Source organism: Acinetobacter sp. FL (assembly GCF_040744925.1).
Taxonomy (GTDB): Bacteria; Pseudomonadota; Gammaproteobacteria; order Pseudomonadales; family Moraxellaceae; genus Acinetobacter; species Acinetobacter radioresistens.
This window is the reverse complement of record NZ_CP160437.1, coordinates 2,430,406-2,442,999: the sequence shown is the minus strand read 5'-3', so window position 1 is coordinate 2,442,999 and position 12,594 is coordinate 2,430,406. Positions and strand designations below refer to the sequence as shown.

The 12,594-nt window shown below is 33.9% G+C and carries 11 protein-coding genes and 1 pseudogene; 7 read left to right on the top strand and 5 right to left on the bottom strand.

Annotated elements, in window-relative coordinates; translation table 11 throughout:
- Positions 1-76: 76 nt before the first annotated feature.
- Together ABZP31_RS11395 and ABZP31_RS11390 are read right to left on the bottom strand one after the other, a co-directional pair.
- A complete protein-coding gene (locus ABZP31_RS11395) occupies positions 77-619 on the bottom strand; it encodes a cysteine hydrolase family protein (protein ID WP_248134833.1) in 543 nt (180 codons plus the stop codon).
- An 84-nt stretch (positions 620-703) separates the two neighbouring features.
- Positions 704-1,588: an MBL fold metallo-hydrolase gene (locus ABZP31_RS11390; RefSeq protein ID WP_248134831.1), complete on the bottom strand. Its 885-nt coding sequence runs from the start codon at positions 1,586-1,588 to the stop codon at positions 704-706.
- A 132-nt stretch (positions 1,589-1,720) separates the two neighbouring features.
- Here ABZP31_RS11390 and ABZP31_RS11385 point away from each other — a divergent pair, with 132 nt between their 5' ends.
- Together ABZP31_RS11385 and ABZP31_RS11380 are read left to right on the top strand one after the other, a co-directional pair.
- Positions 1,721-2,698: a GlxA family transcriptional regulator gene (locus ABZP31_RS11385; protein ID WP_248134829.1), complete on the top strand. Its 978-nt coding sequence runs from the start codon at positions 1,721-1,723 to the stop codon at positions 2,696-2,698.
- Between the two features lie 36 nt (positions 2,699-2,734).
- Positions 2,735-2,905, top strand: a complete 171-nt coding sequence (locus ABZP31_RS11380; protein WP_248134827.1) for a hypothetical protein — start codon at positions 2,735-2,737, stop codon at positions 2,903-2,905.
- Between the two features lie 883 nt (positions 2,906-3,788).
- Here ABZP31_RS11380 and ABZP31_RS11375 read toward each other — a convergent pair.
- On the bottom strand, positions 3,789-4,487 hold the full coding sequence (locus tag ABZP31_RS11375; protein WP_248134825.1) for a hypothetical protein: 699 nt from the start codon (positions 4,485-4,487) through the stop codon (positions 3,789-3,791).
- Positions 4,488-4,574: 87 nt separating this feature from the next.
- On the opposite strand from ABZP31_RS11375, the gene ABZP31_RS11370 reads away from it, so the two are divergent.
- The 3 genes from ABZP31_RS11370 to ABZP31_RS11360 are packed head-to-tail and all read left to right on the top strand — an operon-like array spanning position 4,575 to position 6,926.
- On the top strand, positions 4,575-4,922 hold the full coding sequence (locus tag ABZP31_RS11370) for a DUF2345 domain-containing protein (protein ID WP_248134823.1): 348 nt from the start codon (positions 4,575-4,577) through the stop codon (positions 4,920-4,922).
- A 5-nt stretch (positions 4,923-4,927) separates the two neighbouring features.
- A complete protein-coding gene (locus tag ABZP31_RS11365; RefSeq protein WP_248134821.1) occupies positions 4,928-6,037 on the top strand; it encodes a hypothetical protein in 1,110 nt (369 codons plus the stop codon).
- Positions 6,024-6,926, top strand: a complete 903-nt coding sequence (locus ABZP31_RS11360) for a hypothetical protein (RefSeq protein ID WP_248134920.1) — start codon at positions 6,024-6,026, stop codon at positions 6,924-6,926. The genes ABZP31_RS11365 and ABZP31_RS11360 overlap by 14 nt, the downstream gene beginning before the upstream one ends.
- A gap of 97 nt (positions 6,927-7,023) precedes the next feature.
- On the opposite strand, the pseudogene ABZP31_RS11355 reads toward ABZP31_RS11360, so the two are convergent.
- Positions 7,024-7,262: pseudogene (locus tag ABZP31_RS11355) on the bottom strand (transcriptional regulator); the annotation flags it as partial.
- Between the two features lie 1,142 nt (positions 7,263-8,404).
- Positions 8,405-9,358, bottom strand: coding sequence for an Lrp/AsnC family transcriptional regulator (locus ABZP31_RS11350; protein WP_111281948.1), 954 nt, complete (start codon positions 9,356-9,358; stop codon positions 8,405-8,407).
- Between the two features lie 98 nt (positions 9,359-9,456).
- On the opposite strand from ABZP31_RS11350, the gene ABZP31_RS11345 reads away from it, so the two are divergent.
- The gene (locus ABZP31_RS11345; protein ID WP_005406742.1) at positions 9,457-10,749 is read left to right on the top strand and encodes an MFS transporter; all 1,293 of its coding nucleotides are present in this window, start codon (positions 9,457-9,459) and stop codon (positions 10,747-10,749) included.
- Positions 10,749-12,089 carry an amidase gene (locus ABZP31_RS11340; RefSeq protein ID WP_111281946.1) on the top strand — a complete coding sequence of 447 codons (1,341 nt, stop codon included), beginning with the start codon at positions 10,749-10,751 and terminating at the stop codon, positions 12,087-12,089. Before ABZP31_RS11345 ends, ABZP31_RS11340 begins: the two co-directional genes overlap by 1 nt.
- Positions 12,090-12,594: the final 505 nt, after the last annotated feature.

Here is a 12,594-nt window from a genome sequence, read left to right as displayed (position 1 = left end):
TATAAATCAATATATTAAACCAAATTTTTCAGCCTTCTATAAACAGTATTATGTTAATTTTAGAAAATGTTAATCTTTAGTTAATATAATCTTCAGTTGATATCACTTGAGCATATGCAAATTCAAAAGCGGCCATGAATGTTGCATGGACATGACCAGCAGGCACTTTGACGCCATTAAATTCTAAGTCTAGCGTCGCACAGGCATCATGAATCACTTTTACCTTATAACCAAAATCAGAAGCAGCACGTACAGCAGCATCAACACACATATGGCTCATAGCACCAATCACGACTAACTCAGTCACTTGATTGCTATCTAAAATTTCTTTGAGATTTGTGTTTAAGAACGCATTGATGTGATTTTTAATGATCACAGCTTCATCTTCTTGCGGCTTAACTGTATCCTGAAATTCAATACCGTTTGAGCTGGGTTCAAATATAGGAGATTCAGCATCAGCAATATGTTGGACATGAATCACTTGAGTGCCTTGTTCACGGGCTTTAGTAATTACTTTTACTGCATTAACAGCGGCTTGTTCAATATTTACCAATGGTAATTTACCTGTAGGTAGATATTCATTTTGTAAGTCGATAACTAATAAAGCTGATTTTGACATATCTGTTCCTTTACTTAATTAATATTTGTTTTGTTCTGCTTAGGATTTTAAAGAAGTGGAACGCTTCCACTTCTTTAAGTTACTTTAGAAAGAGAGCGTTTCACCATCGATAGGAATTAACACCTTATCTTGGATCCCTTTGTCTTCTACATATTCTGCAAGCTGAGCACGTGTTACCGACATGTGGTTAATGGCATCCATGTGAACAGCAATTACTTTGGCATTTGGTGCTTTCTGAGTTGCGAGATAAGTATCTTCTTTCCCCATAATAATGGATTCTTTAAAGCCATTAACCAAGGCGTTACCTGTATTCAAGACAATCACATCAGGTTTAAATGTTTGAATCGCTTGATCAACTTCAGAACGCCAGATGGTATCTCCTGCTACATAAACAGTTTCATAGCCAGTAGCTTCAAATACCACCCCCATTGCTTCGCCTAATCCAGCTTTAAGCTTAGGAATACGATACATGGCATCAGTACCGTGTTGGCCACCAGTTTTAGTGAGCTTAATCCCTTTAAAAGTCGCTTGCGTTAATACACGAACATCTTTGAAGCCTTGTGACTGAATGACTTTCTGGTATTCTTTATTCTGTACAAACACAGGCATGTTTTTCGGAATAGTCGCTTGTGCTGCATCATCCCAATGATCTAAATGGGTATGGGTCACGATTACCGCATCTACACGTTCTAAAATCGTTTCGGGCTTGATGGGTAAATCGACTAATGGGTTCCGTAAATAGCTACGATGAGTATCAGGGAAACCTTCATAGAACCCTTTTTTAGCAAACATTGGGTCAATTAAAAAAGTCGTATCAGCATAGGTTACTTTAATCGTTGCATTGCGAATTTCTTGTATATGCGTAACTTTAGAAGTATCTCGCTGAACCACCTTATCATTCGCATATAAATGGACTGAAGCCATTGCCAGAGAGAGTGCAATAACAGAGCTACTTAAAGTTTTATTCATGTTCCAGATCCAATCATTTAGTCATACTTGAATCATGCTTAAAAGCATCAAACAAAAAAACTGTCCTTAAGGACAATCATCGAAACTATTGGGACAACATGCTATATTTATTATTTTAGGGAGGTAGATCGAATGACTATACCAGTGATTGGATTGTTTGTTTATCCCAATATAAATCCATTTCACTTCTCTATCCCGCATATCATTTTCAATATCAAGATTGAAGATAAACGCTTATTTGATCTGAAAATTTTTTCTTTAGATGGCCAACCGGTAAAAACCGAACAGTCTATGATAATTATCCCGGATGGTGGGATCGAACTCATGAAAGAGTCGGATCTTATTATTATTCCTGGATGGGATGATTTTAATCATGAGCCTGAACAAGTGCTTATCGATGCCCTAAATTGTGCATATCAGACTGGAATTAGAATTGTAGGGTTATGCTATGGAACTTATGCATTAGCATATGCTGGTTTACTTGACCATAAAAAAGCAGCTACGCACTGGATGGCTGAACAAGATTTTAGTGAGCGATTTCCACAGGTTCAGCTTGATAATGACGCCCTATATGTAGAAGACCAAAGGATCGTAACCTCTGCTGGAACAGGCGCAGCGTTGGACTGCTGCTTGTATTTGGTACGTGAAATCTATAATGCACAAATTGCCAATAAAGTCTCTAGAGTAATGGTGATCCCATCTCACCGTGAAGGTGGACAAGCTCAGTTTATTGAACAGCCAGTCGCAGAATCGAGCCAAGATGCACAAATTAACCTATTACTTGATTTTTTAAGAAAGAATTTAGCTATACAGCATAATATTGAAAGCCTAGCTGAACGAACACATATGACACGTAGGACGTTTACACGGCATTTTAAGAAAGCGACAGGTATGACCCTAGTCGAATGGCTGAATACTGAAAGAATCAGATTAAGTTGTGAACTTTTGGAAACGACAAACTTGTCTATCGAAAAGATAACCGAGCTTTCAGGTTTTAATAATACCGTGTCATTCAGAAAAAATTTTCGTGAAAAATATGGTACCAGCCCTCAGGCATGGAGAAAAGCTTTTGGGATCAAAAATGATGATTATCAATTCCACTTAACATAATGGCTGTTATACGAAATAAAAAAGGAAGAAAAGGCAGTGGAAGATTTTTTAATATTTATTGGATTAATTATCAGTATTGCAGGAACGTTTATTGGTCCTCATGTATTGCGTGAAAAAGTAAATAATCATATGGATACAAAGGCAGCAAGCTTCTTAGGGATGTTAACTGGTGTATTAGTTATGTTTGTTAGTTCTTTCTTTAAATAAAAACCCTATAGCCATCAAGTATATCTTTAGAGTGAATAGCTACCGATTTTGTAGGCACTCTTTAGTTAGATAAAATGGCTACTTAACATAAAATCTCTTATGCGAGGCTAAGACAATTAGCTTTTCTGTTTTACTAAATGTACTTCCAGCCAATGCTCAATTCTTTCATAATTTAAGCCGAATAATAAAAATATTATAAAGATTGAGCAACTTCTCAATATGCTGAACATTTCACTAAGTTCATTATTAATTAGATAATTTAGTGCTAGTCCTAAACCTAAAGAGATTAAAGTTAAAATAGAAAACAAAGAGATATAAGCCTTTAGCAAATATTGGAATTTCTTGGATTTCATTTTATTGATCTAATAATGACTTATTTCAACCCTATATAAAAATACAAGTAGATTGAAAAGTTATAATTAATAGACAATAAAAAACCCCAGCGTCCTGCCGGGGTTTTTCGTATCGGGTGATTAGATATAACTCCTGTTGTATCTTACGATCCTGGTGCCTGAACCTATCATTGTTGTTTTATGTTCTGGAACATCCTGTTCCTGTATAAGTTCATCATAGGAAAATTTTAATATGACGAATAGTCGCAAAGCTCCGATATTGTTGTACGCTTTTACCTACAAAAACGTCTAAATCTTATTCACGAGAAATGGGGATGATTTTAGTACTTAAAGCTAAGTAATCAGGATAAAAATCTTAAAATTGATTATTTTTTTAATCAATTTTTATGGCAAAAATTTACAGATTTGGGTAATAAATCATCTTATTGTTTCAGAACTGCTGATTGGGTTTATATTGAAGTTATGTAAAATATATAGCTAATTGATTTAAAAGTTTTTTATCTAAAGCATTTTGTATAAAAGCCATTATGTTAAACAGACTTTAAATTAGTGGAAATTTCTTTAAATTCTAGGGCTATTTCCTGGGTATTTGGAATATGGCCAAACATATATTCATTCTTCGTTTGGAAAAAGAAATCAAAACTTTGACTCATTAATGAATCTTGTTGGCTTTGCTTTTGGTAGATTGGTGCAATTCGATTGATATAGTGATTCATCCAATCAGTTTGGTTGGCGAAGGTTGAGTAATCTTGAAGATCGAGATATAAGGTTTTTAAATCTGCTGTTATTGTTTCTACATTAGGATTGAACATCCAAACAGTAATGTCCATCGGCTCTATAGCTGTCATGTTATAGCTTTGCATATCATCTATGCGTTCGACTTTATACAGTTGAGCACCATGTTTGCTGTAGCTAGAGCATAATAGTTTGGTGTTTTCCACTTGAAAATGCCCAGAACCAATTTCGCTTTCCCGAAGTTGACGTGAAAGTTCTAAACAAGAAGGAAGTGAAGTTAATTTTGATTGATTCACTTCCTTAAATAAAGTGATGCAGCGATGAATCACATAGTATTCACCTGTGCCCGTAACAATACCCTCACCCCATGCATGAAGTTTTGACGTTGAGCGTTCTAGAAGCTCATTTGATTGGTCTTCTTTGAGTATGACTTCTTTGTTGTCTGCTGCAACAATAATGCTATCATTCAGTTGAATGGCGATAATGAAAGTCATACTTTGATTAAAAAAATAAATTATTAGAGGTTTATTTTAGACTAAATCTAAGCTTAATTTCTGAAATTTATCAAGATAGGTAAATCCATGGCAGGCGGTTCTCAAATCATAATTAATAAGAATGGGATTACATTCATTACTCCAGGAAAGTTTGAAGCAAAGGCTGGACAGCATCTTTTTAAAGGGGGAGCTGAAGTAGGCGTAAACATTCAAGGCTTACCCACCTGCGAATTATATAATGAAAAATTTCAAATGCTTTTACCTTCAGGTGATCCATTGAAAAAAGTTAATTACAAAATTTCAAATGGTCAGAAAGAATTTATTGACCAAGCAGATAATAAAGGTAGATCTAAACGGATTAATTCTTTACAAGCAGAAAATTTAAAAGTCGATTTAAATTGGATTTCTTTAGAAAAAGAAGATAGAGAGGATTAATCGTAATGGGAAGTTTAGATTGGGAAGGAAACACCAATACTGAAGAAAATAGCTGTAAAACTTTGCTATGTGATTGCTTAACTTATTGGGAAATACATCAACAAGAGGCAATGAAACACGTATCTAATTTAATGGATGCACGAAAAAATCTCTATAAACTCGAACCAGGATATGAAGCAAGAGCTAGAAGAATAGCCTCGGTCTATGCCAAAATTTACCTTGAACAGGAAAATCATGGAGATAAGCAGCTTATAGGTCGTTATTATTGGATGGGTCTAGGCGCATTTGCCTCAAAAACAGTTGCAGCAGTGTTTAAACATGGACTCACCGCATGGGGATATAAGTGGATGCCACTCAGTGTGATTCGGGATCCTGTACATTCTTTTGCAAAAGGAAATTTATGGTTATTCATGGATATTACTCCATGGCACTACGCTTGGAGTATGTCATCTGCATCTTTTAACCAGTGTAGAACTCAACGTGATGTCTCAAAATTCAACCATATAAAAGAAGAAGTAAGAAATATTCCTTGGTCAAGTTGCTTACCGATAATTAAGCACTTACAAAGTACCCCTGAAATTACACAGGCTTTTGAGTATCTTCCAAAAATTGAAAATGTATTTAAAAGAAAGAATGAATCAAGACAAGATAGATTTAAGTTGTCTAGTAAAAATCTTTTAAAACATTTGATGTCGATTGCAGTACAAGAGCAAAGAAATATTTTACAGGAATTGGTATGGAAAGATTGGAAAGTACAAGCACAGGCAACGTTACAAAGCTATACCAAGCTCCCTGATAGTACCTTAGTCTTATCTAGTGATTATGGCATTGATACAGTCAGACCTAATAAAAATGGAAACTATAAAGGTCGTCATGCAGGAGTTATTAATCAACTCCCTGAATCTGTCTATAGTGAGCCTTTGCCACATACTAGAGTTCAAAACTATGATAGCCGTATGGAATGGATTCAAAAAGCAGCAGAAAAATATCATCTTTTAATGTTGAGTAACAAAGGACGTCCATTTTTAGAAAAGGAACTCGCAATTATTGCAGGATGGGGTAACAGTAAAGCTGATTTTAATGTTGGTAAGGACAGTAATGATGGAAAAATTTAAGATCTATTTTAACTTGATCTTTGTCTTCATATTCGGACTCCTCCTTTTAAGCTGTCAACCTCATCCAAAAAATACAGAGAACAATACAATGAATCAGCAACCTTATTCACTACATTTTGGTCCACAAGGTTTTAAAGATTTTGCTCACTACAATCAAGGGAAGGTAGATAATCACCCAGTAGCGAGTTTTCGAGAATTAGATTTTTCACTACCGAACTTAGGCCAAATTAAAATCGAGAATAGTACAAGTAGCTTGACCATTAATCATGTTTTTTCAGTACTCGGAGCATCTTTTCATGGAGAAGAAGGTATTGAGGTGATGACTATCAATGCAGGCTTAAACAAAGAAGAGTTTGTACATCCTGAACAAGCCTATCAAGCTTATGTTGATTTAATGAAGAAGATTAATCAGGCCGAGTGGAAAAATTATTTCTATCGTTTTTCTGCACGAATAGCAAAAGAAGATAATATTCGATATCTAATGGAATCAGGTGATGTCATTGATCCGACTTATATCTTTAATTATGAAGAATGGAAAAAAATAATAAATACAGTTGGAGGAAACTCGATCGGCTACCGCTTATATGGCAATGGTATCCTTTTGGATCTGAGTATAAAACAAACTAAAAAAACTGAAGATGATAAAGAACAATACATGGTTCATTATACTTTCAATACAATTCGCTATGATGAAAGAAATTCAATGGATGATTCAGAGAATAATATTGATACTTATAAAATGACATCAAAAGAGTTAGAACAAGCATTTACAAATGAGTTGAGAAGAAATAAAAAATCAAGAGAAATTGATGAAAAAGAAGTTATGGCACAGGGCTACCATATTGATGAAGATTATGTTGATCCTGTCGTTTGGCAGTATATTAAATAGATCAATTATGGTTATTTGATTTTAAGAAATTCTAAAATTAATATGATGGGTGTTATATGGAGTTGAAAATGGGAGCCTAAAGCTCCCATTTGTATTGTTAAACATTGACTTTTATAAATTTTCCTATTAAAAGTTCTACATCAATATGTAGCTTTCCTCGCATTGCTTCAATATGGTTTTTCCTGGTCGAAATTTTCAAATCATTCCCACGATTTTTAATTTTTAAAAGCGATGGCTGTTTTATTCCTAGGGTTTCAGCAAACTCTTTTGTTAGATTTTAAGTTCTTCACGAATAAGGTAAAGCTGATTTTCTAGTAGCAATTCACCAGCTTCTTTAATAAAAGCAACCAGATCATCAAATAAGTTGTTTTTATGAAATTACTCCTTAACTAATTGACACAGGATCATGATATTTTATCTAAGACCTTATCTTTCAAAAAAAATGGAAAATCGGTTATTAATATGGGTAAGTTCTTATAAATTCTGAGTTTGAACAGGGTTTAAATAATCAAGTTATTGTTCACCAATACATTATTAATTTTTTAATTTAGTAACAGAGATTTTATAAGTAAAAATGTGAAATTTTTTTATTGTTATATAAAGTATATAGAATAGAGCTATAATAATTACTTTCAAGTCTTAAGATTATATTAGGTATTTTACGAAACTTTTTTTCAATTAAACTAGCATCTCATTCTTTTAGAAAAACTTTCTTAATCATATGTAAAATATAGGCAATGAAAAAATTATTGATCCAAATTAGATTTAGTATTTTGGGTCACTTTAAAATCTTGTCCTAATACAAGATTATAAAATCGAATTTCTATTTTCGTAATAGTAAAATTATTTCTTCTATTTTAGTGTAGTGTACTCTCCAACCTCATACTAAGCTGTGTAATCCAGCTTTCACCCTTTATACTTCATAATTAAAATATTATCATCTGTTATTGATTTATAACCTAGTCAGGGAACAGAGAGATAGATATTCCACTGATCAGTTCTGGAGATTATTACAAAGTATTAAGAATAATAGGGGTACTACTATTGTTCTAATATATTTGAATATGAACAATTTTTAAGATAATTAAAGATATCACTTGCTATTTTTCTATATTTATATAAAAACTATTACGATTAAAATATTATCTGGGCATGCGTAATATATTACTAACGAATGTGCAAAAACAATTAATAGCTCTAGCAGAGCTTATATTAATATAGTGGTCTTAGGCATCTGACATGTCTATGAGAATAAGAAATAGCTGTATGATGTACTATGAAATTTTAAAAACTTCCTCGAAAGGAAGCATTTAATACTTTTATTTAAAAGTAATGCAGCATGATCTTAAAAAGACTCTTGAATGCAAAAATGTTGTTATAGAAATACTTTAAATAAATAGACTAATACCCAACTGAAAACTTGAAAGATTTGGTTCCAATTGGGCATTGCTATTTAAGCTTGGTATTTTATCGTTGCTTTAGGGAAATTGCATATTGATTCCTTTGCGCATAAAACCAGCACGTTTATAAGCGTTGGTAATCATATTCGTATTACAAGACTGAATTCCTTCTAACTGGCCCAATTTTTCGGTAGTCAAATACCATAAATCTGCTAGATCATTACACAATACATGCCAGAAAAATTGTGATTCACCACTAATCCCAAATAAACAACGGGTATTTTTAAGTTCGCAGAGTGCTTTTACAATTTCATTAACAGAGTCAGGACGGGCTTTAATTAGTACAATTGCCTCAGTATCATAGCCCAGTAGTTTTGGTTCAAAGTCTAACCGCAATGAAAATACTTCTTCTGCTAGCAGATCATTCATCATTTTCTGGGTTTTATGTTCACTCATCTGAATAGCGTCTGAAAGGCTTTTCATTGAAATTCGGCCATCTTTTGCTAATACCTGGATCAGTTTTAATTCATCTGAAGATAATAAGTGTTGAACAGGCATAGATGAAGCTACAGGATTATTCTTTAGCTTGCTGGCCCAAGTAAAGGGCTTTAAAACCACCTGTGTTTCCACTGTTTTAACATCCGGAAGCTGAGTAACGAAATCATGCATCCAGGGATATAAATCGGTAGCTTTTTCCAAGCCAATTTCTAAAAAAATATCAGCTAATCCTGTAGTTAAAAAAACAATTCGCACTTCAGGCCTTTCAGAGAAAAAATGTGCAATCTCTTTTACCTTTCCCGGTTTAACGCTTAGCCAGACATGTACAGTAAATCCTTTATTAACCACCAAAGGATTCAGTTCAACTACGGTACGAATGATTTGCTCATCAAAAAGCTTGCTAATGCGCCTGGATAATTTTTTTTCAGGAATTTCACTCGCCAAGCTTAGTTCCCGCCATGAACCTCTTGGGTTCTCTAACAAAGCATTAATACACGCTTTATCAATATCGTCCATTTTAAAAGATTCATTCATAATAATTGACTTGTCTAAAAATTAAATATAATCTAAATTTGAGTCTGAAAAATAAAATTAAATGGAATTATTTGTCTAAAATCAAATTTAAGGAAATCATGGATGAACCAAATATGAAAAATTCAACCTCTAAGCTTGAAAATGTATCACAAAAGAAAGTCATTCTTGCAGGAACAGTTGGAAATGCTGTTGAATGGTTTGACTGGACTATCTATGCAACATTTGCGGTTTTTTTTGCCAAACAGTTTTTTCCCTCTACAGATCCAACAGCATCTTTATTAGCGACTTTCGCTATCTTTGCAGTAGGCTTTTTTATGCGTCCGTTAGGCGGAATTGTATTGGGAATCTTTTCAGATCGATATGGCAGAAAAGCAGCACTTGCAGCCACCATTATGATGATGGCGGGTGGTTCGTTAATGATTGGTCTGTCTCCCACTTATGAAGTAATTGGTATTTTTGCCCCTATTATTTTAGTTTTGGCCCGGTTATTACAAGGCTTATCTTTAGGCGGAGAGTTTGCTTCAGCAGCTACGTATCTATCAGAAATGGCACCAAAAGAAAAAAGAGGCTTTTATTCAAGTTTTATGTTCTTTAGTGCAGCCATTGGTATATTAATGGCATCGAGTTTGGCATGGTTATTAACCACTATTTTAACCGAACAGCAGATGAGTGATTACGGGTGGCGTATTCCTTTTCTCTTGGGTGCTTTAGGTGGACTGGTCGGAATGTGGATACGCCGCTCTGTACCTGATAGTGAAATGACTCATGCCAAGGAAAAAGTTAAAAATCCATTAATTTTCTTAATTAAAAATCATCCTAAAGAAACCTTACGAATAGTTGGTATTTCAATTTTAACTACTTTTGCATTCTATATATTTATTGTGTATGTCCCAAGCTACGCAATTAAGGCTTTGGGTGCAGAACCGAAAGTTGCCTTTGCTGCCAATACTATTGCTTTGGTGGTATTTATGCTATGCCAGCCTGTATTTGGATGGTTATCCGATAAAATTGGACGTAAGCCGCAGTTAATTGTTTTCGCTGTAGGGTACTTACTGTTTTTCTATCCCATAATTAAGTGGATGGATAGCTCATTTAGCTCAATTTTATTGGTCGAAATATTTGGTCTATTGCTTTACGCATTATATACATCTATAGGTCCTACGCTTATGTCTGAACAATTTCCGACAGAAGTTCGAGCTGTGGGAATTGGTGCACCGTATAACTTAATGGTCGCATTGTTGGGTGGCACAACACCTTATATTCTTACTTGGTTGCAAAGCATTGGAAAACAGGACTATTTTTATTTTCTGGTGATTATTGGGGCCGCTTTAACACTGCTTACTTTTATTAAAATGCCTGAGACTGTGGGTAAAAAACTGGAAGATATTTAATGAACTTACTTAATATTTCAGCACTTGAGATTGCAAGAAAAATTTCAAGTAAAGAAGTGACAGTAGTTGATGTGGTTGAGTTTTATATTCATCGTATTAAAACGTATAAAGACTTAAATTGTATTTCAGCGCTATTTGAAATTGAGGCACTTGAGCACGCCAGACAACTGGACACATTAAATATAACCTCTAAGCGTTTAAGTCAGTTTCATGGTATACCCATTCTTTTAAAAGATAATTTAGATGTAAAAGGCTATGTGACCAAAGCGGGTACTGTTTATTTAGACCAAATTGCACAAGAAAGCTGCGCCTTGGTACGACAACTTGAAAGTTTAGGCTTTGTGATTCTTGGTAAAGTAAAAATGACAGAGTTAGCCTTTGGACTTTCAGGACAAAATCCACTGCAAGGCACACCTCATAATCCCTGGTCTAAAAAACAGTTAGCACCTGGCGGCTCTTCTTCTGGGTCGAGTGTTGCTGTTGCTGCTGGTTTGTGTCCTCTGTCTATTGGTGGTGATACGGGCGGGTCTATTCGTACACCTGCTGCATTGAACGGTATTTTTGGATTCAAGCCCTCAAGTGATCAGATTGATGCTTCAGGGGGAGTTCCTCTGTCAAAGACCTTAGATACATTGGGTCCAATTGCCTTAAGAAGTGAAGATATTCTTGAGCTGTATGCATTACTTGCTAAGACACATGTTCCCCACCTGCGATCCGATCTTAATCAACTATACTATCTAGCCGAAGAGGATTTTCCATATCCATTAAATGATGAAGTTTTAAGTTTATGGAATAAGTTATTAGCGCAATTAAAAGAGCAGGGCTTTACACTTAAAAAATGGCAGCCTCCTGCAGGTTTTAACTTTGAAGAATTATCTACCAGAACATCAAAAATTATTGCTTATGAAAGTTATTTATATCATGGCAAAGATGCTGAAAATGAACAGACTAAAATGTGGCAGGTGATACGAGACCGCGTATTGCATGGTAAAACAATTACAGCAGATGACTACCAGCAAACCATCAGAGAGCGCAGTATATTTCAAGATATATTTAAAAAATCTTTAGTTGAGAATCTATGTTTACTGCTGCCTGTTAGTCCAATCTTTGCTGTTGAACTGGACGTACAGGATACCCAGTTTATTCATGTAGGTGATTATACGAGACCTTTTAATTATCTCGACGCACCATCTTTTACCTTCCCGATCGGTACTAGTTCCACTCATATGCCTATGGGTGTACAGTTAGTTTCTCATCAAGCTAATGATCATCTCGTGTTAGAACAAGCTCAGGCAATTATTTCTAAGCTTAATATTCAACCTAAAGTTGCTAATATTTAATCCAATAATATAAGATTGAAATAAAGAACTACTATTTTAATAGCAGTTTTTTGCGTGATAACTTAAATATCATTCATTAATATTTAAGTTATCATAATTGAAATTTTTATATTGTAGGCAGTTTTTAATTGGCTCAAGATCTTAAAAAAATTATTACTTAAGGAATTAAAATTAGAGGTATAAGTTAAGCTACTATTTATGTAATTATAATTTTATAGGAATACCTAATAGCATATTTAAATTAAATTTTTATAACAGATTTATAATATATATTTTTATAATTATTAAAAAAATTAGTACTATAATTAACTAAAGCCTCTATCTAATTATTAAGCTGTTAATTTAATTAGATATTATTTTAGCTCATTGATATAATAGATAAAAAAGATGAATCCTGATAATAGATATCACTCCCAAAGGCTCTTTATACTACCTTCTATACAGCTTAAATATTAAGATATAAAAATTTTAATCTACTATATTGGTTTTTAATTGATTATATTGA

Excerpts from the sequence above, each read along its gene's own strand:
- ABZP31_RS11365 (WP_248134821.1), top strand. The coding sequence starts at position 4,928 with ATGGGAAGTTTAGATTGGGAAGGAAACACCAATACTGAAGAAAATAGC.
- ABZP31_RS11345 (WP_005406742.1), top strand. The coding sequence starts at position 9,457 with ATGGATGAACCAAATATGAAAAATTCAACCTCTAAGCTTGAAAATGTA.
- ABZP31_RS11360 (WP_248134920.1), top strand. The coding sequence starts at position 6,024 with ATGGAAAAATTTAAGATCTATTTTAACTTGATCTTTGTCTTCATATTC.
- ABZP31_RS11395 (WP_248134833.1), bottom strand. The coding sequence starts at position 619 with ATGTCAAAATCAGCTTTATTAGTTATCGACTTACAAAATGAATATCTA.
- ABZP31_RS11350 (WP_111281948.1), bottom strand. The coding sequence starts at position 9,358 with ATGAATGAATCTTTTAAAATGGACGATATTGATAAAGCGTGTATTAAT.
- ABZP31_RS11385 (WP_248134829.1), top strand. The coding sequence starts at position 1,721 with ATGACTATACCAGTGATTGGATTGTTTGTTTATCCCAATATAAATCCA.
- ABZP31_RS11375 (WP_248134825.1), bottom strand. The coding sequence starts at position 4,487 with ATGACTTTCATTATCGCCATTCAACTGAATGATAGCATTATTGTTGCA.
- ABZP31_RS11370 (WP_248134823.1), top strand. The coding sequence starts at position 4,575 with ATGGCAGGCGGTTCTCAAATCATAATTAATAAGAATGGGATTACATTC.
- ABZP31_RS11390 (WP_248134831.1), bottom strand. The coding sequence starts at position 1,588 with ATGAATAAAACTTTAAGTAGCTCTGTTATTGCACTCTCTCTGGCAATG.
- ABZP31_RS11340 (WP_111281946.1), top strand. The coding sequence starts at position 10,749 with ATGAACTTACTTAATATTTCAGCACTTGAGATTGCAAGAAAAATTTCA.